Origin of the sequence: Streptomyces composti (genome assembly GCF_012034205.1) — a bacterium.
Classification (GTDB): domain Bacteria; phylum Actinomycetota; class Actinomycetes; order Streptomycetales; family Streptomycetaceae; genus Streptomyces; species Streptomyces composti.
The window spans coordinates 39628-62593 of the sequence record NZ_JAATEM010000039.1; the positions used below are offsets into that span (position 1 = coordinate 39628).

Consider the following 22966-nt stretch of genomic DNA (forward strand, 5'->3'; position numbering starts at 1 on the left):
AGTGGGCACCGCCGGGCCCTGCCGCCCGCGCCGGAGCCGCAGAGCGGTCCCCTGCACGGCCGTGCCCGTGCCGCCCGGGCGGGGTGAACCGGTGCCGCGCTCACGCGCGTACCACCGGTGCGCGTACTCTTCTCGCGCCGCCGTCCCCGCTCGTGCCGGGCGGCCTCAGCCGGGTCCTGCGTCCCGGTTGTCAGTACGGCGGTCCACAATGGTCCGCGACAGATCCGTCATACGCCCGAGTGACCAGAACAAGAGGAGCCGGCAGCGATGGCCCGCCGCAGCACGAAGACCCCGCCGCCCGACGAGCCGTACGAGGAGAAGATCCTCGACATCGACGTCGTCGACGAGATGCAGGGCTCCTTCCTCGAGTACGCGTACTCGGTCATCTACTCCCGCGCCCTGCCGGACGCGCGCGACGGGCTCAAGCCGGTGCACCGCCGCATCGTCTACCAGATGAACGAGATGGGGCTGCGCCCCGACCGCGGCTATGTGAAGTGCGCCCGCGTCGTCGGCGAGGTCATGGGCAAGCTGCACCCGCACGGTGACGCGTCCATCTACGACGCCCTGGTACGCATGGCGCAGCCCTTCTCCATGCGGGTGCCGCTGGTGGACGGCCACGGCAACTTCGGCTCGCTGGGCAACGACGACCCGCCCGCCGCCATGCGGTACACCGAGTGCCGGATGACCGAGGCCACGGGCCTGATGACGGAGTCCATCGACGAGGACACCGTCGACTTCGTGCCCAACTACGACGGCCAGGAGCGCGAGCCGGTCGCCCTGCCCGCCGCCTTCCCGAACCTTCTGGTCAACGGCGCCTCGGGCATCGCCGTCGGCATGGCCACCAACATGCCGCCGCACAACCTGCGCGAGGTGATCGCGGCCGCCCGCCATCTGATCCGGCATCCGAACGCCGACCTCGACGCCCTGATGAAGCACGTCCCCGGCCCCGACCTGCCCACGGGCGGCCGGATCGTCGGCCTGTCCGGGATCCGCGACGCCTACGAGACGGGCCGCGGCAGCTTCAAGATCCGTGCCACGGTCAGCATCGAGAACGTGACCCCGCGCCGCAAGGGCCTGGTCGTCACCGAGCTGCCGTTCACGGTCGGCCCGGAGAAGGTGATCGCCAAGATCAAGGATCTGGTGAACGCCAAGAAGCTGCAGGGCATCGCGGACGTCAAGGACCTCACCGACCGCGAGCACGGGCTGCGCCTGGTCATCGAGATCAAGAACGGCTTCGTGCCGGAGGCGGTCCTGGAGCAGCTGTACAAGCTGACGCCGATGGAGGAGTCCTTCGGCATCAACAACGTGGCCCTGGTGGACGGCCAGCCGCTCACCCTGGGCCTGAAGGAGCTGCTGGAGGTCTACCTCGACCACCGCTTCGACGTGGTGCGCCGCCGCTCGGAGTTCCGCCGCGGCAAGAAGCGGGACCGGCTGCACCTGGTCGAGGGTCTGCTCACCGCCCTGGTGGACATCGACGAGGTCATCCGCCTGATCCGCTCCAGCGAGAACTCCGCGCAGGCCAAGGAGCGCCTGATCGAGCGGTTCGGGCTGAGCGACGTCCAGACCCAGTACATCCTCGACACGCCGCTGCGCCGCCTGACCAAGTACGACCGGATCGAGCTGGAGGCGGAGAAGGAGCGGCTGACCGCGGAGATCGGGGAGCTGACCCGGATCCTGGAGTCGGACGCGGAGCTGCGCAAGCTGGTCTCGGCCGAACTGGCCGCGGTGGCGAAGAAGTTCGGCGACGACCGGCGCACGCTGCTGCTGGAGTCGGCCGCCACCCCGTCCGCCTCGGTGCCGCTGCAGGTGGCGGACGACCCGTGCCGGGTGCTGCTGTCCTCGACCGGTCTGCTGGCCCGCACGGCGAACGACCGCCCGTTCCCGGCGGACGCGGGCGCCAAGCGGGTCAAGCACGACGTGATCGTCTCGGCGGTGCCGGCCACGGCGCGCGGCGAGGTCGGTGTGGTCACCTCGGCGGGCCGCCTGCTCCGCCTCGACGTGGTCGATCTGCCGCAGCTGCCCGAGGACATGGCCACCCCGAACCTCTCCGGCGGGGCGCCGCTCGCGGAGTTCGTCTCGCTCGCGGACGACGAGGAGGTGCTGTGCCTGACCACCCTCGACGAGTCCTCGCCGGGCCTGGCGCTGGGCACGGAGCAGGGCGTGGTCAAGCGCGTTGTGCCGGACTACCCGGCCAGCAAGGACGAGCTGGAGGTCATCACCCTCAAGGAGGGCGACCGGATCGTCGGCGCGACCGAGCTGCGCACCGGTGAGGAGGACCTGGTCTTCATCACCGACGACGCCCAGCTGCTGCGGTTCCAGGCCTCCCAGGTGCGTCCGCAGGGCCGCCAGGCGAGCGGCGTGGCGGGCATCAAGCTCGGCCAGGGCGCGCGGGTCATCAGCTTCACCGCCGTCGACCCGGCGCAGGACGCGGTGGTGTTCACCGTCGCGGGCTCCCGCGGCACGCTCGACGACTCGGTGCAGACCACGGCCAAGCTGACCCCGTTCGACCAGTTCCCGCGCAAGGGCCGCGCCACCGGCGGTGTCCGCTGCCAGCGGTTCCTCAAGGGCGAGGACTGCCTCTCCCTGGCCTGGGCGGGCGCCGCCCCGGCCCGCGCGGCCCAGAAGAACGGCTCCCCGGTGCCCCTGCCGGAGCCGGACCCGCGCCGTGACGGTTCGGGCACGTCCCTGGGCAAGACGGTGGCAGTGATCGCGGGCCCCGTGCAGTAGGGCCCGCGGACCGAGAAGGCGACGAGGCGGACCGGCCGCGCAGGGCGAGGAAGCGCTCTGTGCCGGCCGGTCCGGCTCGTCTGGCACGGGTCGGCCGGGTCGCCCAGCCCCCCGGGGTCGGTCAGCCGGTCCAGCCGGTCATCCCGGGTTGCCTCCTCGCCGCCCCCGGCCTCCTCGGATCTCAGGCCGGCTCACCCGGTTCCGCCGCTTCCCAGTCGTCCTCGGGCTCCGCGCCGGGCTCCTCCGGTGCCCGGCCGTCCTCCGGCCCCTGCACGTACCGCAGCACGCCCCACATGCCGCGCTCATCCGCCTGGAGGGTGTCGCTCACGCACCCCTCCAGGCCCTTGCGCAGAGCACCGGCGTCGATGCCGGTGCCGATCAGCACGAGCTGGGTGAGCCGCTCCGCACCGTCCGGCCAGGGCTCCGGGTAGAAGCGCAGGAACCGCCCGACCGCGTGCACCTGGTAGCGGTTGCGGGTGTCGTACGGCCCGAAGTCGATGCACCCCTTGATCCGGTACAGCCCCTCGGGCCGGCTGTCCAGGAAGTCCATGGTCCGCCGCGGATCGAGCGGCGCGCCGGAGACGAAGGACACGCTGTCGTACTCCGTGTGCAGATGCCCGGCGTGATCGTGCCCGCCGTCCTCCTCCCGGCCGAGGTCGTCGAAGGAGAGCTGCCCGATGCGCTCGGCCGCGGGCCGGCAGTCGAAGAGGAACTCGGGGTCGATGCGGCCGTAGGTGGCGGGCACCACGGGTGCGCGGTCGGTCAGCGAACGGACGAGTCCGAGGACGCGGTCCGCTTCCGCCGCCCGGTCGAGCTTGTTCACCACGACCAGATCGGCGAGTGCGAGGTGCCGGTCGATCTCCGGGTGCCGGGCGCGGGTCTCGTCGAACTCGGCGGCGTCCACGACCTCCACCAGACCGCCGTAGACGATGCCGGGGTGGTCGCTGGCGAGCACCATCCTCACCAGCTCCTGCGGCTCGGCCAGGCCGCTGGCCTCGATCACGATCACGTCGGTCCCGAGCGCGGGGCGGGCCAGGCGTTCGAGGTAGGTGTCCAGTTCGCTGCCGTCGACGGCGCAGCACAGGCAGCCGTTGCCGAGCGAGACGGTCGAGTCCCCGAGCGCACCGGCCACCGCCATGGCGTCGATCTCGATGGCCCCGAAGTCGTTCACCAGGGCGCCGACGCGGCTCCCGCCGCTGTGGTGGAGAAGATGGTTGAGCAGCGTGGTCTTCCCGGAGCCGAGGAACCCGGCCAGGACCACGACCGGAATCTGCCGACCGCTGCTCCGCTCCTCCACCATGCGACCCCTCTTCCACCTACGCGCGCACCGGCGCCGAACCGGCGCAAAAGCTTCAGGATTGACTGACGCCCCAGGATACGAGCCGTAAGAACAGCGGCGCAGTGAACGATTGTTAGCAGCATTTACTGGGCAGACGTTGGGCAGGAGCCGGATTGTGCGACCCTCGCATCCATCCGTGCGCCTCCTCTCCGCCTTCCTGCCGATCAGAGCCGCTCGGCACCCTGGAAGGTGGCAAGCGCCGCCCATCGCTCGCCGGTCCTGCCCGCCCACCCTGCATCCGACGACCGGCGGACGGCCGCCTGATCGGGGGTTTTTGACATGGCCACACAGAACGTGGGGTTTCAGATGCTGCGCTCCGCCGCCGCGGGCGCACTGCTCATGGCCTCGGGTGCGCTCGCGGCCATCGCCGCCCAACGCCACGCCATGGAGGCAATGCGCCGGCGTGTGGAGGAACTGGAGGAGCAGGCACGAGCGCAGCAGCGGTCCAATCTGGCCTGGCAGCAGCGTCAGCACTGGGAGTTGCTGAGCAAGGCGATCGACGACCCGGACCTGGCGGAGGTCCTGGACATCTACAGCCTGCCGGTCAGCCCTCAGCGACGGCGCCAGTACCTGTTCGCCAACGCCCTCTACACGAACCTGCTCTGCTACCACCGCATCGGAAACCTCACCCGCGAGGAGTTCCTCCAGTACGCACGAGGCACGTTCCAGAACCCGATCGTCAGGGAGTACTGGGAGGCCACCCGGGAACAGCGCGCCAGCGCCACCGGAAGCGAGGAGGCGGAACTCGGCGCACTCGTCGACCAGTTGCTCGCCCAGCTCGACGAGGCGGACACCGAGGAGTGGTGGGTGGTGGGACTGCCGCCTGCCGACGAATGAACGATCCTTCAGACGCTCCGTCGGCGGCTGACGCCCAGCGTCGCCTCGCCCGCCCCGCCCAGGGCGACTCGCCCACCACCGGCTCCGCTTCAGGACGACTCACGCACCACCAGTTCCACGGGCAGCGTCAACTGCTGCCTGCACGCACCCCGCTGCGTGATCTCGGTGAGGATCCGGGCCATGTGACGCCCGAGTTCCTCGACCGGCTGGCGCACCGTCGTCAGCGGCGGGTTGGTGTGGCGGGCGAGGACGGAGTCCTCGAATCCCACCACCGCGACCTCGTCGGGCACCCGGCGTCCCTGCCGCCGCAGTTCGGCCAGCGCACCGACCGCCATCAGGTCGGAACCGGCGAACACGGCGTCGAGGTCGGGGTGCCGTTCAAGCAGTGAACGCATCGCCCGGCCACCGCCCTCCTCCGTGAAGTCGGCGGCCTGGATGAGCGACTCGTCCGCCGCCAGCCCGGCCTCCTCATGGGCGGAGCGCCAGCCGGCCAGCCGGCTGCGGCTCACGTCCATGTCCAGGGGACCGGTGATGGTGGCGATCCTGGTCCGGCCCCTGCGCAGCAGATGGCGGACCGCCTCGGTCGCTCCCCCGGTGTTGTCGCAGTTGACGTAGCTGAGCTGCTCGCTGTCGTCGCGCCGGCCGGCGAGCACGGTGGGCAGGCCCATCTCCTCGAGCCTGCTGGGGAGAGGGTCCTCGGAGTGCACGGAGACCAGCAGCACACCGTCCACCCGGCGCTCCGCCATCGACTCGGTGAGCCGGTCGCGCTCGGCCCGGTCGCGCACCAGCATCAGCTGCAGCTGCGTTCCGCTCTCGGCGAGGGCGCCGCTGACGCCGCGGATCAGCCCGGCGAAGAACGGTTCGGAACCGAGCCGGCTCTCCGACTCGGGGATCACCAGGGCGACGGCGTTGGTGCGGTTCGTGACCAGCCCGCGGGCGACCGAGTTCGGGACGTAGTTCAACTCTTTGATGGCGGCCAGGACGCGCGCCCGCGCCTCGTCGCTCACCAGGTCGGAGCCGTTGACCACGCGGGAGACCGTGGTCCGGCCCACGCCCGCACGGGCGGCGACCGTCTTGATGGTGGGCCGGCGCTTGCCGGACATGTGCTCCCCCTCCCCGTGTGCGCGGCACAGCGGCCGCGGTACGGACGGTGACGATTGTGGCAGACGCGTGTGGGAGCCGGTCACCCACCAGGGCAAACGCCATAAAGAGCCTGAAGTTACCCAAAAGTAATCTAGCGTCTTTTTGTTCAAGTCATTGACATATCGCGGACCTGCCGTGAGTCTTCCGTTCAGCGATGGGCACGTTCCCATCGCCCGTTGGGAACGTTACCACCCCCATGTCTTCAGAGCCGCTGTAGCCATCGCTGTGCCCACCGCAGTCGCGCCACTCCGATGTGTCAGCGCCGCCGCTAGGAGGAGATGCATGAAGAACCCCGGTCTGCTGCGATCGAAGAGGACGGTGGCGGCACTCGCCGCCGCCGGCGCACTGACCCTGGTCGCCGCCTGCGGAGGCGGCGGCGAATCGGTCACCGGCGGCAGCAAGAAGGACGGCAAAGTCACCATCACCATGGGCCTGTTCGGGGTCATGGGCATCGAGGAGACGGGGCTCCTGGAGCGGTACGAGAAGGAGAACCCCGGCGTCGACATCAAGGCGGAGATCGCCGGCGACGAGCAGACGTACTACACCGCGCTGCAGACCAGGCTCGCCGCGGGCAAGGGCCTGAAGGACATCCAGGGCATCGAGATAGCCAGGGCCAAGGAGATCACCGAGACCCAGGCGGACAAGTTCGCCGACTTCTCCGGCATGACGGGCACCGACCACTTCCTGCCCTGGAAGCAGTCCCAGATCACCACCTCGGACGGCAAGGTGCTCGGTCTGGGCACCGACATCGGCCCCATGGCGGTCTGCTACCGCAAGGACTACTTCGAGAAGGCCGGACTGCCCACCGACCGCGAGGAGGTCGGCAAGCTCTGGGAGGGCGACTGGAGCAAGTACGTCGAGGTCGGCCGCACCTTCAAGAAGAACTTCAAGGGCGGCAAGGTGGCCTTCACCGACTCGGCCAGCGGCCTGTTCAACGCCATGGTCTACGGCCACTCCGAGCAGTACTACAACGAGAAGGGCGACCTGATCCACGACAAGAACCCGGTGGTGAAGGAGGCCTGGACCCTGTCCTCCGACGCCGCCGAGGAGGGTCTGACGGCCAAGCTCCGTCAGTTCCAGCCGGGCTGGGACCCGGGTCTGTCCAACGGCACCTTCGCGACCGCGGTCTGCCCGGCCTGGATGCTGAGCCACATCTCCGAGAAGGCCGGTGACAAGAACAAGGGCAAGTGGGACGTGGCCCGGGCGCCCAAGGGCGCCAACTGGGGCGGGTCGTTCCTCGGCGTCATCGAGGACAGCCCGGTCAAGGAGGAGGCCAAGAAGCTGGTCGCCTGGCTGACCGCTCCGGAGCAGCAGGCGCACATCTTCAAGGAGCTCGGCAACATCCCGTCCTCCGAGAAGGCGCTGAAGGCTCCCGACGTGACCAACGCCAAGTCGGAGTACTTCAGCGACGCCCCCATCGGCCAGATCTTCGGCGCCGCCGCACAGGAGATCCCGGACAAGCAGGTCCTCGGCCGCAAGGACGGCACGATCAAGGACATCTTCTCGCAGGGCCTGGCCCTCGTGGAGCAGGGCACCGCGCGCGACAAGGCATGGGCCACCACCATGGAGCGCATCGAGAAGGCCGTCGGCTGACCTGCGGGCCCACGGCCGTGGGCGCGTCGTCCCGCATCCGCCGACCGGGCGATCCGACCGGAGACCGTCTCCGGCCCGGACGCCCTCCGGCCCGGACGCCTGCCGTCTGAGCAGCGCGCACCGTCCCGGCGCGGGACGACGCACCCACGGCCCCGGCCCGGCTCCCCCATCTCTGTTCTCAGGAAGGAAGTCCGGTGGCCATCTCCACCACCCATGCCCCGGCCGGCGGCGAGTCCCCCGGCCCCGCCCCCCGGACGGGCGGCACCGGCACCGAACGGCGACGGCTCGGCGCCCTGCTGCACAAGCTCGACATCAAGGGCGCGCCGTACGCGTTCGTCGCCCCGTTCTTCGTGATCTTCGCGGCGTTCAGCTTCTACCCGCTCGTCTACACCTCGTACATCTCACTGAACCGCGTCGAACTGGCCACGCTGGACGTGATGGAGTGGGTGGCGTTCGACAACTACGTCGAGCTGTGGGGTGACGAGCGGTTCTGGAACGCGCTGGCGAACACCATCACCATCGGGATCATCTCCACCGTCCCCCAGCTGCTGATGGCCCTCGGCATCGCGCATCTGCTCAACTACCGCATGCGGGCCTCGCTGTTCTTCCGCGTCGCGTCGCTCGTCCCCTACGCCACCTCGGTCGGCGCCGCCGCGCTCGTCTTCACCATGATCTTCGAACGCGACTTCGGCATGGTGAACTGGGCGCTCGGCTCGATCGGCCTGGACCCGGTGAACTGGGAGCACGACAAGTGGCCCGCCCAGATCGCCATCTCCACCATCGTGATCTGGCGCTGGACCGGCTACAACGCGCTGCTCTACCTGGCCGCCATGCAGGCCATCCCGGCCGACCGCTACGAGGCCGCCTCCCTGGACGGCGCCTCCCGCTGGCAGCAGTTCATCCATGTCACGGTGCCCGGCATCCGGTCCACGATCGTCTTCACCATCGTGCTCTCCACGATCGGTGCCACCCAGCTGTTCGGCGAGCCGCTGATCTTCGGCCAGGGCCCGAACGGCATCACCGGCGGCGCGGACAACCAGTACCAGACGCTGGGCCTGCTGCTCTACGAAGAGGGCTGGAAGAACTACCAGATGGGCCGCGCGGCGACCGTCGCCTGGGCGATGTTCCTGCTCCTCATCCTCGTCTTCGTGGTGCAGCGCCTGATCAAGCGGCTGCGCTCCCGTACGTCCTGACCTGGAGTCGCCATGACCACTCACAGCCTCCCGGCCCGGACGGACACCCCGGCCCGGACCGACGCCGGCCGGCCCGCCCGTCCCGGCCCCGGCCGCACCCGCGTCCCCGGCCGCCGGCTGCTGCGCCAGCGCGCCGGACGCCAGCATCACGCCGGGCCGCTCGCCTATGTCCTGCTCGGCATCATGGCGCTGCTGTCGATCTTCCCGCTCTACTGGACCATGGTGGCGGCCTCCACCGACAACACCCGGGTCAGCCAGACCCCGCCGCCGTTCCTGCCCGGCCCGAACCTGTTCAGCAACCTCGCCCGCGCCTGGGACGAGGCGGCCATGGGCAAGGCGATGATCAACAGCTTCATCGTGGCCGGGGTGATCGCCCTGTCCACGGTCCTGTTCGCCACGCTGGCCGGCTTCGCCTTCGCCAAGCTGCGGTTCAAGGGCCGCAACGCCCTGCTGATGCTGGTGATCGGCACCATGATGGTGCCGCCGCAGCTCGGTGTGGTGCCGCTGTTCATGATGATGTCGGAGCTCGGCTGGTCGCAGCAGCTGCCCGCCGTCATCTTCCCCACGCTGGTGAGCGCGGTCGGCGTGTTCTTCATGCGGCAGTACCTCTCCGAGGCGCTGCCCGACGAACTCGTCGAGGCCGGACGGGTGGACGGGGCGCACTCGCTGCGCATCTTCTGGAGCATCGTGCTGCCGGTCGCCCGGCCGGCGATGGCGGTCCTGTTCATGATCACGTTCGTGCACGCCTGGAACGACTTCTTCTGGCCGTTCGTGGTGCTCGACATGACCAACCCGACCGTCCCGGTCGCCCTCACCCAGCTCAGCGCGGGCTATGTCCGCGACCAGTCACTGATCATGGCGGGCGCGCTGCTCGGCACGCTGCCGCTGCTGGCGATGTTCGTCGTCTTCGGACGCCAGATCGTCAGCGGCATCATGTCCGGCGCCGTCAAGGGCTGACCCGCCCCCCATACCGGCCCGGCGCACCTGCCCCGCCGGGCCACCTCCCTCTTGTCCCTGCGTCGCTCGACGCCTTCCCTCCGCCTGCGCACTCCCGCGCAACGAGTCCCGTTGGAGAGGACCCACGTGGTAAACGCACAGCAGTCCACGGCCGCCGCCCGTACCTTCCCGAAGAACTTCCTCTGGGGTTCGGCCACCGCCGCCTACCAGATCGAGGGGGCCGCCACCGAGGACGGCCGCACACCGTCCATCTGGGACACCTACGCCCGAACCCCCGGCCGGGTCCGCAACGGCGACACCGGCGACATCGCCACCGACCACTACCACCGCTGGCGCGAGGACGTGGCCCTGATGTCCGAACTCGGCCTCGGTGCCTACCGGTTCTCCCTGGCCTGGCCCAGGATCCAGCCCACCGGCCGCGGTCCTGCCGTGCAGCGCGGCCTGGACTTCTACCGGCGCCTCGTCGACGAACTGCTGGACAAGGGCATCCAGCCGGTCGCCACCCTCTACCACTGGGACCTGCCGCAGGACCTGGAGGACGCCGGCGGCTGGCCCGAGCGCGCGACCGCCGAACGCTTCGCCGAGTACGCCTCACTCGCCGCGGAAGCGCTCGGCGACCGGGTGAAGACCTGGACCACCCTCAACGAGCCCTGGTGCAGCGCCTTCCTCGGCTACGGCTCCGGGGTGCACGCCCCCGGCCGCACCGACCCGGTCGCCGCGCTGCGCGCCGCCCACCACCTCAACCTCGGGCACGGTCTCGCGGTCCAGGCGCTGCGCGACCGGCTGCCCGCCGACGCCCAGTGCTCGGTGACGCTCAACATCCACCACGTCCGCCCGCTCACCGGCAGCGAGGCGGACGCCGAGGCGGTGCGCCGCATCGACGCCCTGGCCAACCGGGTCTTCACCGGCCCGATGCTGCAGGGTGCCTACCCGGAGGACCTGCTGAAGGACACCGCCTCCCTGACCGACTGGTCCTTCGTCCAGGACGGCGACCTCGGCCGGATCCACCAGCCGCTCGACTTCCTCGGCGTCAACTACTACACCCCGACCGTCGTCTCGGAGGCCGACGGCACCGGCACCCACAACGCGGACGGGCACGGCAACAGCGCCCACAGTCCCTGGCCGGGCGCCGACAACGTCGCCTTCCACCAGCCGCCGGGCGAGCGGACCGCCATGGGCTGGGCCATCGACGCCAGCGGCCTGTACGACCTGCTGCGCCGGCTGGCGTCCGACTTCCCCGGGCTGCCTCTCGTCATCACCGAGAACGGAGCGGCCTTCGACGACTACGCCGACCCGCTGGGCCAGGTCAACGACCCCGCCAGGATCGCCTACGTCCGCGACCACCTGGCCGCCGTCCACCGGGCGATCACCGACGGCGTGGACGTCCGCGGCTACTTCCTGTGGTCGCTGCTGGACAACTTCGAGTGGGCCCACGGCTACAGCAAGCGCTTCGGCGCCGTCTACGTGGACTACCCGACCGGCAAGCGCATCCCCAAGGCCAGCGCCCGCTGGTACTCGGAGGTCGCACGGACGGGCGTGCTGCCGGCCGTCTGACCGGGACGGGACGCCGTCGTCATGCAGTGACACCGGCGCGGCGGGCCGTCGGGCCGCCGCGCCGGGACCCGCCCGCCGGCGAGGCTCCGCTCCAGATGCAGGACCGTCGGATGAGCCCTCGCTAGACGTCCGGGATGTCGGCCTTCGCCTTGACGAGCGTTTCCCGGGAGACCACGACAATGCGTTCGTAGTCGGCGCGAGCCGCGTCCGAGGGCAGTTCAGCCTCGAGCGTGTCGGTCATGTCCGTGCCGATGACCGCGAAATCCCCGTTCGCCAGCTCGAAAACGTCGGGACACGTCCCACCATTGACACTTCCACGGAAACGGGGGGCGACGCCGAGACGGCGGATGATCTTCATGGGGGTCCTTTTGCTTGGAGCGTGAGCTGAGGCGCAATCTAGCCAGCGGAGGCACCGCGAACCCATGTGCCGCTGGATGCACGCCGAGGGGTTCACACGTGCAGACGCATGGCAGTAGCTCGCCCTCTGCACGAGCAGGGGCATGGCGACACAGATTAGCGGGTAGAAGACCGTGTTCTGACCCGAAGGGCCTGACCTCGACCGGCAGCCTGGTACGCGGGCTCAGGAGCCAAGTGATCGCGCAGGATCCGGAGTTCGCGACGGATGGTGCGTCAGCCGGCGTGCGGCTCGACGGGACGGCGCTCATGCGGGCTGGGGTCCGGCGCAGCACCCCGTCACGCCGTCTCGCCCGCCACTGCGCCCCGCGCGCGCAGCCACCGCGCGCCCCGGACGCGGCACGGGTGGGGTATCTGAGCACTCCTGAAGAAGTCAGGTTAGGCTCACCTCTGTGAGTAGGTGCTCAACCGTCTCCCGTGAGCTCGACGAGCCCGTCGCGGGTACCGCGGCGACCGCGAGGACCTGGCTGCTGCTGGAGCAGCCCGGGCCCTGGGGTGCCAAGGCGCTGACGTCGAGCCACCTCGACCCGGCTCTGGGGCGGGCCCTGGAGGCGGCCGCACAGGGCACCGGGGTGCGCGTCGCGCTGATCCGCCGCCCCGGACGGCACGCGGACTTCCACACTCCGGCCGCCCGCCGGGTGTATGCGGCCCACATCGTCCCGGGGAACGTATGGCTGCACGCCGCCACCACCACGGACCCCCGTCAGCTCCTCGGCCTCGACTTCGCCGCGCTCGGCCGGGGCGAGCACGCCGGGTTCGGCTCGGCACTCGGCGGCCGGCCGCACGAGGGCGATCCGCTGGCCCTCGTCTGCACCAACGGCAAACGCGACCGCTGCTGCGCCCTGCTCGGGCGTCCGCTGGCGGCCGAACTCTCCGCCTCCGGCGTCGACGGGGTCTGGGAGGTGACCCATCTCGGCGGGCACCGCTTCTCACCGACGGTGCTGGTGCTGCCGTACGGCTATGCCTACGGCAGGGCCGAGGCCCACGGCGTCAAGGAGGTCCTGCACGCGGCACGGCAGGGCAGGGTCGTGGTGGACGGCTGCCGCGGCAGCTCCGCCTGGGAGCGTCCCGGCCAGGCTGCGGAGCTGGCGGTGCGCGAGGCGGCGGGCGAGTACGCGGCCGAGGCGCTGCGCGTGGTGCGAACGGACGGCGCGGCCCCGCGCTGGCAGGTGACCGTCGCCCACGCCGACGGTCGCCGGTGGCTGGTCGAGGTGGCCCAGGGGGCATCCCTGCCGCCGCGCCAGGAGAGCTGCGGTTCCGTGCTGGGCTCGCCCGCGCGCATGGACGTGGTCGCGCTGCACGAGCTGACGATGACGGCGCTGGCGAGCTGAGCAGGGGGCTCAGGCCGGGGACGCTCGCGGTCGGCGTGCGAGTGCCGGGCATGCGGCGTCGGGCATGCAGGCGTCGGACATGCGGACGCCGGGCGAGATCCGCGCCACACCGCTGCGGCGGTCCGCGGCCGCGCACGTACGGTCTTGGGTATGAGCGCCACCGCCCCCGCCCGCCGGCTGCGTCTGGGACTGCCCCGGCGGGTGTTCTCCCAGGTGCTGCTGATGCAGCTGGCGATCGCCGCGGGAGTCGCGGTGCTGGCGACCGGGCTGTTCCTCGCGCCGCTCGGCGACCAGCTGGACGACCAGGCCATGCGCCGCGCGCTGGCGATCGCGCAGACCACGGCCGAGCAGGACCGGATCGCCGAGGACCTGCGCAGCACTCCCCCGTCGCCGGACGGTCCTGTGCAGCGGGAGGCGGAACGGGTCCGCAGGACCACCGGGGCCGAGTACGTGGTGGTCCTGGACACGCGCGGGGTGCGCTGGTCGCACACCGACCCGCGCAGGATCGGCGGGCATGTCTCGACCGACCCGGGCAGGGCCCTGGCCGGTCACGAGGTCATGGAGATCGACGAGGGCACCCTGGGGCGCTCCGCACGGGGCAAGGTGCCGCTGCGCGACGACAGCGGCGAGATCGTCGGGGCGGTCTCGGTCGGCATCGCCTACGACAGTGTGCGGGCCCGGCTCATCCAGGCGATCCCGGAGCTGCTCGCCTATGCGGGCGGCGCGCTGGCCGTCGGCGCGCTCGCCGCGTGGCTGATCTCCCGGCGGGTGCAGCGGCAGACCCGTGATCTGGCCTTCTCCGACATCGCGGCCCTGCTGGCCGAGCGGGAGGCCATGCTGCACGGCATCCGGGAGGGCGTGGTCGCGCTGGACCGCGCCGGGCGCATCCGCCTGCTGAACGACGAGGCGCAGCGGCTGCTGGACATCGGCGGCGAGGCCGTGGGCCGCACCCCGGACGAGGCGCTCGGCGCGGGCCGCACCGCCGATGTGCTGGCGGGCCGGGTGACGGGCACCGATCTGCTGACGGTGCGCGGGCAGCGCGTGCTGGTGGCGAACCGGATGCCGACCGGCGACGGCGGCGCCGTGGCCACCCTGCGCGACCGAACCGAGCTGGACCAGCTGGGCCGGGAGCTGGACTCGACCCGCGGTCTGATCGACGCGCTGCGCGCCCAGGACCACGAGCACGCCAACCACATGCATACCCTGCTGGGGCTGCTCGAGCTGGAGATGTACGAGGAGGCCGTGGAGTTCATCGGCGAGGTGGTCGGGGATCACCGGGTCACCGCCGAGCAGGTCACCGAGCGGATCCGTGACCCGCTGCTCGCCGCGCTCCTCGTGGGCAAGGCGACGGTCGCCGCCGAGCGCGGGGTGGCCCTGAAGGTCTCCGACGGCACCCGGCTGCCGGACCGGCTGATCGACCCCAGGGGGCTGGTGACGGTCGCGGGCAACCTGGTGGACAACGCCCTGGACGCCGCCGCGGGCACTGCGAAGGCGCGGGTGGAGATCGAGCTGCGCACCGAGGGGCGGACGGTGGTCCTCGTGGTGCGCGACACCGGTCCCGGGATCGCGCCCGAGCAGCGCGAGCTCGTGTTCACCGAGGGCTGGTCCACCAAGCGGGCGCCGGAGCACCGCGAGCGCGGTATCGGCCTTTCCCTGGTGCGCAGGTTCGCCGAACGGCAGGGGGGCAGCGCGACCGTGGGCGAGGCACCCGGCGGCGGCGCGGAGTTCACCGTGGTCCTGCCGGAGGCGCTGACGGACACCGGGCAGCGGCCCGCCCTCTCCGGCACGACGGGCCGGGGGGCCGGCGAGGAGGAGTCGCGATGATCGAGGTCCTGGTGGTGGACGACGACGTCCGGGTGGCGCGGGTGAACGCCGCCTATGTCGAGAAGGTCCCGGGCTTCCATGTCACCGGGCTCGCCCACTCCGCCGCCGAGGCGCTCGCCGGACTGGAGCGGCGCCCCGCCCCGGACCTGGTGCTGATGGACCACTACCTGCCGGACGACACGGGGCTCGCGGTCGTGCGGGAGATACGCCGGCGCGGCCACCAGACCGACGTGATCATGGTGACGGCGGCGCGGGACGTGTCCACGGTGCAGGCGGCGATGCGCCACGGTGCGCTGCAGTACCTGGTCAAACCGTTCGCCTTCGCGGGGCTGCGCGCCAAGCTGGAGGCCTACGCGGAGCTGCGGCGGACGCTGGACGGCGGCGGTGAGGCGGAGCAGGCGGAGGTGGACCGCATCTTCGGCGCCCTGTCGGCCTCCGCGGAGCCCCAGCTGCCCAAGGGGCACTCGCCCACCACGGCCGGCCTGGTGCGGCGGTCGCTGATGAACGCCGAGGGCCCGCTGTCCGCCCAGGAGATCGCCGAGCGCACGGGGGTGAGCCGGCAGACCGCGCAACGCTATCTGAAGCTGCTGGAGCGCACCGGCCGGGCCGTGCTGACGCTGAAGTACGGCGACGCGGGCCGCCCGGAACACCGCTATGTGTGGGCGACCCGCGCCTCGGGGCACGGCCCGTAGGGGCGGGGGAAGGAACCGTGCCCTCCCTACATACGCACGGGGGCGCCGGACGTCTCCATGACGTGCCGGTCCTCACACCCGGCCGGATGCTGCGGTCGGCTGCCGTTGCTCACGCCGCGACCGGCCCCTGAGCCTCACCTCCCTGGTCGCTTCCCCGGCGCTCACACCGCCCCGGCCCCGGTGAGGGAGCGCACCTCGGTCTCCGCGTGGCGTGCCGCGTCCGGTTCCTCGTCGGAGGTGACGGTGCCGAGCCAGCCGGCGAGGAAGCCGAGCGGGATGGAGACCAGGCCCGGGTTCTGGAGCGGGAACAGCTGGAAGTCGGCGCCGGGGAAGAGCGATTCAGGGCTGCCGGAGACCACCGGGGAGAGCAGGACCAGCAGCACCGAGGGGACGAGGCCGCCGTAGACGGCCCAGACGGCTCCCCGGGTCGTGAAGCGCCGCCAGAACAGGGAGTACAGCAGCACGGGCAGGTTGGCGGAGGCGGCGACCGCGAAGGCGAGGCCGACCAGGAAGGCGACGTTGAGTTCGCGGGCCAGCAGGCCGAGGGCGATGGCGACCGCACCGATGCCCACGGCGGCGGCCCTGGCCACCGCGACCTCGCTGCGCTGTTTTCCGCCGGGGCGGCGCAGCGTGGCGTACAGGTCGTGGGCGACGGAGGCCGAGGAGGCGAGGGTGATGCCGGCGACCACGGCGAGGATGGTGGCGAAGGCGACCGCCGCGACGACCGCGAAGAGGACCGTGCCGCCGGTGGAACCGGCGCCGCCGCCCAGGTCGAGGGCGAGCAGCGGCACCGCCGTGTTGCCGGAGGCGTGCGAGGTGCGGACGGTGTCGCTGCCGACGATGGCGGCGGCGCCGAAACCGAGCACGATGGTCATCAGGTAGAAGCCGCCGATGAGCCCGATCGCCCAGATCACCGACCGGCGGGCGGCGCGCGCGGTGGGCACGGTGTAGAAGCGGGACAGGATGTGCGGCAGTCCGGCCGTGCCCAGCACCAGGGCGAGACCGAGGCTGATGAAGTCGAAGCGGGCGGTCCAGTCGCCGCCGTAGGACAGGCCAGGGGCGAGGAAGGCCTCGCCGTGGCCGCTGCGTTCGGCGGCGGTGGTGAGCAGGCGGTTGATGTCGCCGTGGAAGCGCAGCAGTACGCCCACGGTGAGCGCGACGGTGCCACCGAGCAGCAGGACCGCCTTGACGATCTGGATCCATGTGGTGGCCCGCATGCCGCCCAGCGACACATAGATCACCATGAGCGCTCCGACGCCGATGACGGTCCAGGCGCGGGCCGCCTCGCTCGTACCGCCGAGCAGCAGCGCGACCAGGCTGCCGGCGCCGACCATCTGCGCCACCAGGTAGAGCACGGACACGGTGACCGATGAGGTGCCCGCGGCGATCCGCACCGGCCGCTCCCGCATGCGGGAGGCGACGACGTCGGCGAGGGTGAACCGGCCGCAGTTGCGCACCAGTTCGGCGACGAGGAAGAGCACGACCAGCCAGGCCACCAGGAAGCCCACGGAGTAGAGCATCCCGTCGTAGCCGACCAGGGCGATGAGTCCGGAGATGCCGAGAAAGGAGGCGGCGGACATGTAGTCGCCCGAGATGGCAAAACCATTCTCCATCGGGGTGAAGAGCCGCCCGCCCGCGTAGAACTCCTCCGCCGAACCCTGCCGGTGCCGGCTCACCCACGTGGTGATGGCGAGGGTGATCACGACGAACGCGCTGAACAGCAGCAGGGCCAGGGGCTGGTGATCACCCGTCATGCGGCACCGCCTCTGGAGCGCGACAGCTCCTGGGTGTCCCAGCGCAGCTCCAGCGCGGCCCGGTCCCGGCGGAGCCGGGCGTGGCGTGCGTAGGCCCAGGTCAGGAGGAAGGTGGTGAGGAACTGTCCGAGTCCGGCCAGCATGGCCACGTTGACCGCTCCGGTGACCTGGCGGGCCATCAGCTCCGGCGCGGTGGTGGCGGTCACGACATAGGCCACGTACCAGACGAGGAAGGCGATGACGCCGGGGACGACGAACCTGCGGTAGCGGCTGCGGACCTCCTGGAAGGCCTCGCTGCGCTGGACCTGGAGATACACGTCGGCGGGGCCGGCGGCGGCTGCGCCCGCCTCCCGCGCCGCGGGCACCGGCGCGGGCTGTTCGGCGGACTCGCCCCAGCCCGCGGCGAGTGCGTCGTACCACGGGTCCTCGTACTCGGCGTCCCGTGACTGAACGCCGGGTCGTCCATTGCTTGACTGCATGCCCAAGGATGGACAGAACGGGAAGATCCCCGACTCTTCTTCCCCGGCGCCTTCACTCCATCAGGTGAAGCCTCGCGCTGGTCACGGGGCCGTCGCGCCCGGCGACGGCCCCGTGCGGCGGTCAGGCGTCGATGCGCGAGCGGTCCAGCGTGGCGGCCGAGCTGGAGATGAACTCCTTGCGCGGGGCGACCTCGTTGCCCATGAGGAGCTCGAAGACCTTCTCGGCGGCCTCCAGGTCGGTGAGGTTGATCCGGCGCAGCGTGCGGCGGCGCGGGTCCATGGTGGTCTCGGCCAGCTGGTCGGCGTCCATCTCGCCGAGGCCCTTGTAGCGCTGGATGGTGTCCTTGTAGCGGATGCCCTTGCTCTGGAACTCCATGAGCTTGTCGCGCAGTTCCCGGTCCGAGTACGTGTACACGTACTTGTCCTGGCCCTTCTTGGGCTGGATGAGCTCGATCCGGTGCAGCGGCGGCACCGCGGCGAACACCCGGCCGGCCTCGACCATCGGGCGCATGTAGCGGTGGAACAGCGTCAGCAGCAGGGTGCGGATGTGGGAGCCGTCCACATCGGCGTCGGTCATCATGATGATCTTGCCGTAGCGGGCCGCGTCGATGTCGAAGGTCCGCCCGGAGCCGGCTCCTATGACCTGGATGATCGCGCCGCACTCGGCGTTCTTCAGCATGTCCGTGACGGACGACTTCTGGACGTTGAGGATCTTGCCCCGGATCGGCAGCAGCGCCTGGAACTCGGAGTTCCGGGCGAGCTTGGCCGTGCCGAGCGCGGAGTCGCCCTCGACGATGAACAGCTCGCTGCGGTCGACGTCGTCGCTGCGGCAGTCGGCGAGCTTGGCGGGCAGCGAGGACGACTCCAGGGCCGTCTTGCGGCGCTGGGCGTCCTTGTGCTGGCGCGCCGCGATGCGGGTGCGGGCCGCGGCGACGGCCTTCTCCAGGACGGCCCTGGCCTGCTGGGCGGCGTCCCGCTTGCTGGAGGTCAGGAAGGCCTTGAGCTCCTTGGAGACCACGTTGTTCACGATGCGGCGGGCCGCGGAGGTGCCGAGGACCTCCTTGGTCTGGCCTTCGAACTGCGGCTCCGCGAGGCGCACCGTGACGACCGCGGTGAGGCCCTCCAGGGCGTCGTCCTTGACGATGTCGTCCTCGGCGACGCGCAGCAGCTTCTTGGCCCGCAGCACCTCGTTCAGCGTCTTGGTGACGGCCTGCTCGAAACCGGCGACATGGGTGCCGCCCTTGGGGGTGGCGATGATGTTGACGAAGGACTTGACGGTGGTGTCGTAGCCGGTGCCCCAGCGCAGCGCCACGTCCACGCCGAGCTCCCGGGTGACCTCGGTGGGGGTCATCTGCCCGCGCTCGTCGAGCACCGGGACGGTCTCCTTGAAGGTGCCCTGTCCGGTGAAGCGGAGGGTGTCGCAGATGGGCTTGTCGGAGGCCAGGAATTCGCAGAAGTCCTTGATGCCGCCGTCGTAGCGGAAGGACTCCTCGCCCTTGCTGCCGCCCTCGCCGAGCCCGAACTCGTCACGGACGACGATGGTCAGGCCGGGCACCAGGAAGGCGGTCTGGCGGGCGCGGGCGTGGAGGTTCTCCAGGGAGAGCCTGGCGTCCTTGAGGAAGATCTGCCGGTCGGCCCAGTAGCGCACGCGGGTGCCGGTGCGGCTCTTGGGGATCTTCTTGATCTTGCGCAGCCCGCTCCTGGCCTCGAACTTGGCGTCCGGCCCGAGGGCGGCGAACTCTCCGGGCACGCCGCGGCGGAAGCTGATGGCGTGCGTGTGCCCGCCGCGGTCCACCTCGACGTCCAGGCGGGCGGAGAGGGCGTTGACCACGGAGGCACCGACGCCGTGCAGACCGCCGGAGGCGGCGTAGGAGCCACCGCCGAACTTGCCGCCCGCGTGCAGCTTGGTCATCACGACCTCGACGCCGGACAGGCCGGTCTTGGGCTCGACGTCCACGGGGATGCCGCGGCCGTTGTCCCGGACCTCCACCGAGCCGTCGTCGTGCAGGATCACCTCGATGCGGTCGCAGTATCCGCCGAGGGCCTCGTCCACGGAGTTGTCGATGATCTCCCAGAGGCAGTGCATCAGACCGCGGCTGTCGGTGGATCCGATATACATGCCGGGGCGCTTCCGCACGGCCTCGAGCCCCTCGAGGACGAGCAGGTGCCGCGCGGTGTAGTTGGAACCGTCGCGGTCTGCTCCTGCCAGCAGAGCTGTGGACGGCACGGACGTCTCGGCGGTCACGCGGTTCGCTCCTCGCTGAATTTCAGTTGGGGCCCTCGTGGGTAAGGGCACCGCTTCAGTCACCGGTAGGAGGGTACCGAGGCCTGGTAGAGCCGTTGTAACGCCACCCTCGACTGACCACAGCATAGTCCCGAGTCGTATACTTGTTCGATCCCTCGATGGAGTGAAGCACACATCACGTTCCCTTCCAGGCATGAACCATTTAGGCTCCGGGCACGTCCTCATGAACAACCGGCAACCCAGCCGGGAGGGCCGACCACCGAATACGACGCGAATCCGTACGACACAGAGACACGCAATACGGCACATTCGCCGCCAACCGGCAACAGCCAGCCGTCTCGGAAGATTTTTTCGAGAGAAAGCCACGAGCGGGAACGTTTCGAGGCTGGTTGGATGTTGACCCTGGTACGACAGCTCGTCGAGCTAGAGAAGAGGCGACGTGACTACTGTTCTGACCCCCGCGAGCCCGCTGACGGCCGCCGACCGCTGCGACCGCTGCGGCGCCCAGGCCTACCTGCGCGTCGTCCTGCTGAGCGGCGGAGAACTGCTCTTCTGCGCCCACCACGGTCGCAAGTTCGAGCCGGAACTCAAGAAGATCGCCGCTGAGATACAGGACGAGACGGAGCGGCTCACCGCCCCGAGCACGGCCTCCGGCGAAGAGCGCTGACATCTCGCGTACGACGACGAGCAGCCGGCACAGGCCGGCGCACGGGCGGCCGTCTCCGGCCCTACGGAGGCGGCCGCCCGTGTCACACACTCGTCCCCCTCGTCCCCCTGACGCCCTCGAGGCGGCGCGAGCACACCCTTCGGGCCCGCAGTACGCCTACAGGGCCCGCGGAGCCCTCCAAGGGCTGTTTGCGAGGCCCGTCGGTCGTTGCTCTCCGTGCCGCCGCTGCAACTTTCTGCTGTGTGCCTCACCGTGGACCGCTGCGGGGACTCACCCCCAGCCGAGCGTGCGCAGGACGTCGGAGATCCGGGTGTAGACACCCGGGCTGCCGGCCCAGCCGCAGCCGCTCCCCCAGGACACCAGCCCTATCAGCCGCCCCTGGGCCACCAGCGGCCCTCCGCTGTCCCCCTGGCAGGCGTCCCGGCCGCCCTTCTCCTCGCCGGCGCAGAGCATCGTCTCGGCGTGGTACGTGCCGCTGATCCCGCCCGGGTACGCCTTCTCGCACGCCGCGTCCGGCAGCACGTGCACCCGTGCCGCGTGCAGGCTGCCCGCATAGCTGCCGCCGCCCGTGGTGTCCCCCCATCCGTAGACCGTCGCCGGTGTGTACGCCCGGTAGGCCGGGTCACCCGCGCGTGCCATCCCTATGACCGATCCGGACGGCAGCTTCTCGGCGAGGGTGAGCACCGCGAAATCACCCGAGTTGCCGACGCCGTCGTAGCCGGGATTCACCCACACCGAGCTGACGGGTATCTCCTGCCCCTTGTCCGACAGCAGCTCGGTGCGCCCGGCTATGACCCTGAGGTCCCGGATCTCCGTGGGCTTCGCACCGAGGACGCTCTCGTCCATGCAGTGGGCCGCGGTGAGCACGGTGCTCGGGCCGACTGCCACTCCCCCGCAGAACTGGCCCGCGCGCGTACCTCCGAACAGGTCACGGCTGGACAGCGCGACCGTCCACGGGCTCTCGGAGACGTCGACCGGGAAGCCCCCGACAACGATGCTGTCGGCGGCCGCCGGAGAGGCCGAGACCAGCGGCATCGTGGCCGCGGCGGCTGCGAGTACCAAGGGCCGGACCAGGGCCCGGGCAAGACGACGTCGCATGCACACTCCTCACACTGGGGTGGTCGTTGGACACCCAGCGTGATCCACGGCGCCCGCCCCCGCACCCGCGCGCACGCACGACGAGGGCCCGGCGCCCCAGCGGTGCCAGGGACGGGGCGGGGCGGGGCGGTGCAGAGGCCAGGTCGCCGCCGAACACCGGCCGGCAGTGCAGTCGACCGTCCCAGCCTCGAACTGATGCACGACTATCTGGTGCACGCACTGCCCAGCGAGGGTCGGGGCAGCGAGGTACCGGGGCAGCACGGCGCTGGGTGGACGATGAGCGCCTCGCGATCCCCTGCCCGGTCCCCGGCTACGACCGGCACTTCGCGCTGGGCGAGCGCTTCGGCATGGAGCTGATCTCCGTCGCGATGACGGACGAGGGCCCCGACATGGACGTCGTGGAGCGGCTGGTCGCGACGGACCGGCGGTCAAGGGGATCTGGTGCGTCCCCGAGTACAGCAACCCGACCGGTGTCCGCTACGGCGATGTGGTCGTGGAGCGGCTGGCCTCCATGCCGACCGCAGCACCAGACTTCCGGACCTTCCGGATCTTCCGGGACAACGCGTACGCGGTCCACCACCTCACGGACGAGGAGGTGGATCCGTGACGTGCCGACGGCGTCCGAGGCTCACGGCCACCCGGACCGTCCCCTCCTCTTCGGTTCCGCCTCGAAGATCGCCTTCGCCCTTCGCCGGCGCCGGTGTGGGATTCTCCGGTGCTTCCCAGTCCGACATGGATTGGCTGATCCCCAAGAGCAGCAAGCGTTCCACCGGCCCCGACAAGCCCAACCAGCCGCACCACGCACTGTTCCTGCAAGCCCCGGAAGGCGTACGGGCGCATGTGCTGAAGCAGCGCGCCCTGCTCCACCCGAAGTTCGAGCTGGTCCAGCAGATCCTCGAACGGGAGCCGGGCGGAACCGGCCTGGCCCGATGGACCTCGCCCAAGGGCGGCTACGTCATGCGCCTCGTCGGATACAAGCAGCTCCTCCCCCAGTGACGGAGCGGCCCCGGCCCGCACCATAAGTGCAGGTCGGGGCCGCTTCAGCGTCCGGTTCTAGTCGAGGTAGTCGCGCAGTATCAGGTACCGAGCGGTGTGCCCACCAGGGAAAACGCTGCCTAA

19 protein-coding genes are annotated in these 22966 nt (G+C 70.8%); 12 read left to right on the top strand and 7 right to left on the bottom strand.

What is annotated here, in order from left to right; genetic code table 11:
• The first annotated feature begins 267 nt into the window (after window positions 1-267).
• Window positions 268-2727, top strand: coding sequence for a DNA gyrase/topoisomerase IV subunit A (locus HCJ93_RS26285; protein WP_167998311.1), 2460 nt, complete (start codon window positions 268-270; stop codon window positions 2725-2727).
• 181 nt (window positions 2728-2908) lie between these two features.
• Here the strand turns inward: HCJ93_RS26285 and HCJ93_RS26290 are convergent, their stop codons facing one another.
• Window positions 2909-4027: a CobW family GTP-binding protein gene (locus tag HCJ93_RS26290; RefSeq protein WP_167998312.1), complete on the bottom strand. Its 1119-nt coding sequence runs from the start codon at window positions 4025-4027 to the stop codon at window positions 2909-2911.
• 318 nt (window positions 4028-4345) lie between these two features.
• Here HCJ93_RS26290 and HCJ93_RS26295 point away from each other — a divergent pair, with 318 nt between their 5' ends.
• A complete protein-coding gene (locus HCJ93_RS26295) occupies window positions 4346-4903 on the top strand; it encodes a DUF6082 family protein (protein ID WP_167998313.1) in 558 nt (185 codons plus the stop codon).
• A gap of 89 nt (window positions 4904-4992) precedes the next feature.
• Here HCJ93_RS26295 and HCJ93_RS26300 read toward each other — a convergent pair whose 3' ends face one another.
• Window positions 4993-6006, bottom strand: coding sequence for a LacI family DNA-binding transcriptional regulator (locus HCJ93_RS26300; protein ID WP_167998314.1), 1014 nt, complete (start codon window positions 6004-6006; stop codon window positions 4993-4995).
• A gap of 322 nt (window positions 6007-6328) precedes the next feature.
• Here HCJ93_RS26300 and HCJ93_RS26305 point away from each other — a divergent pair, with 322 nt between their 5' ends.
• From HCJ93_RS26305 to HCJ93_RS26320, 4 genes are all read left to right on the top strand, one after another.
• Window positions 6329-7639 (top strand): ABC transporter substrate-binding protein, encoded by a 1311-nt coding sequence (locus HCJ93_RS26305; protein WP_167998315.1) that lies wholly within the window; start codon window positions 6329-6331, stop codon window positions 7637-7639.
• 194 nt (window positions 7640-7833) lie between these two features.
• A complete protein-coding gene (locus HCJ93_RS26310) occupies window positions 7834-8832 on the top strand; it encodes a carbohydrate ABC transporter permease (protein WP_167998316.1) in 999 nt (332 codons plus the stop codon).
• Window positions 8833-8844: 12 nt separating this feature from the next.
• Window positions 8845-9789, top strand: coding sequence for a carbohydrate ABC transporter permease (locus tag HCJ93_RS26315; RefSeq protein WP_167998317.1), 945 nt, complete (start codon window positions 8845-8847; stop codon window positions 9787-9789).
• A gap of 126 nt (window positions 9790-9915) precedes the next feature.
• Complete coding sequence (locus HCJ93_RS26320) at window positions 9916-11343, top strand: GH1 family beta-glucosidase (RefSeq protein ID WP_167998318.1); 1428 nt, start codon at window positions 9916-9918, stop codon at window positions 11341-11343.
• A 121-nt stretch (window positions 11344-11464) separates the two neighbouring features.
• Here HCJ93_RS26320 and HCJ93_RS26325 read toward each other — a convergent pair whose 3' ends face one another.
• Entirely contained in the window at window positions 11465-11701 is a 237-nt protein-coding gene (locus tag HCJ93_RS26325) for a hypothetical protein (protein WP_167998319.1), read from the bottom strand.
• Window positions 11702-12149: 448 nt separating this feature from the next.
• On the opposite strand from HCJ93_RS26325, the gene HCJ93_RS26330 reads away from it, so the two are divergent.
• The 3 genes from HCJ93_RS26330 (at window position 12150) to HCJ93_RS26340 (ending at window position 15604) form a co-directional block, all read left to right on the top strand.
• The gene (locus HCJ93_RS26330; protein ID WP_167998320.1) at window positions 12150-13088 is read left to right on the top strand and encodes a ferredoxin family protein; all 939 of its coding nucleotides are present in this window, start codon (window positions 12150-12152) and stop codon (window positions 13086-13088) included.
• 150 nt (window positions 13089-13238) lie between these two features.
• Window positions 13239-14912 carry a sensor histidine kinase gene (locus HCJ93_RS26335; RefSeq protein WP_167998321.1) on the top strand — a complete coding sequence of 558 codons (1674 nt, stop codon included), beginning with the start codon at window positions 13239-13241 and terminating at the stop codon, window positions 14910-14912.
• The gene (locus tag HCJ93_RS26340) at window positions 14909-15604 is read left to right on the top strand and encodes a response regulator (RefSeq protein ID WP_167998322.1); all 696 of its coding nucleotides are present in this window, start codon (window positions 14909-14911) and stop codon (window positions 15602-15604) included. Before HCJ93_RS26335 ends, HCJ93_RS26340 begins: the two co-directional genes overlap by 4 nt.
• A gap of 161 nt (window positions 15605-15765) precedes the next feature.
• On the opposite strand, the gene HCJ93_RS26345 is transcribed toward HCJ93_RS26340, so the two are convergent.
• The 3 genes from HCJ93_RS26345 to HCJ93_RS26355 form a co-directional block, all read right to left on the bottom strand.
• A complete protein-coding gene (locus tag HCJ93_RS26345) occupies window positions 15766-17358 on the bottom strand; it encodes a monocarboxylic acid transporter (RefSeq protein WP_167998323.1) in 1593 nt (530 codons plus the stop codon).
• Window positions 17355-17837, bottom strand: coding sequence for a DUF485 domain-containing protein (locus HCJ93_RS26350; RefSeq protein ID WP_167998324.1), 483 nt, complete (start codon window positions 17835-17837; stop codon window positions 17355-17357). The genes HCJ93_RS26345 and HCJ93_RS26350 overlap by 4 nt, the downstream gene beginning before the upstream one ends.
• A 121-nt stretch (window positions 17838-17958) precedes the next feature.
• On the bottom strand, window positions 17959-20082 hold the full coding sequence (locus tag HCJ93_RS26355; RefSeq protein ID WP_167998325.1) for a DNA gyrase/topoisomerase IV subunit B: 2124 nt from the start codon (window positions 20080-20082) through the stop codon (window positions 17959-17961).
• 439 nt (window positions 20083-20521) lie between these two features.
• Here HCJ93_RS26355 and HCJ93_RS26360 point away from each other — a divergent pair, with 439 nt between their 5' ends.
• Window positions 20522-20749 (top strand): DUF7455 domain-containing protein, encoded by a 228-nt coding sequence (locus tag HCJ93_RS26360; RefSeq protein ID WP_167998326.1) that lies wholly within the window; start codon window positions 20522-20524, stop codon window positions 20747-20749.
• A 270-nt stretch (window positions 20750-21019) separates the two neighbouring features.
• On the opposite strand, the gene HCJ93_RS26365 is transcribed toward HCJ93_RS26360, so the two are convergent.
• Complete coding sequence (locus HCJ93_RS26365; RefSeq protein WP_167998327.1) at window positions 21020-21847, bottom strand: S1 family peptidase; 828 nt, start codon at window positions 21845-21847, stop codon at window positions 21020-21022.
• 436 nt (window positions 21848-22283) lie between these two features.
• Between HCJ93_RS26365 and HCJ93_RS30355 the strand changes: the two genes are divergently transcribed.
• Window positions 22284-22454: a hypothetical protein gene (locus HCJ93_RS30355; RefSeq protein ID WP_507202753.1), complete on the top strand. Its 171-nt coding sequence runs from the start codon at window positions 22284-22286 to the stop codon at window positions 22452-22454.
• Window positions 22451-22843: a PLP-dependent aminotransferase family protein gene (locus HCJ93_RS29950; RefSeq protein WP_309141508.1), complete on the top strand. Its 393-nt coding sequence runs from the start codon at window positions 22451-22453 to the stop codon at window positions 22841-22843. Before HCJ93_RS30355 ends, HCJ93_RS29950 begins: the two co-directional genes overlap by 4 nt.
• Window positions 22844-22966: the final 123 nt, after the last annotated feature.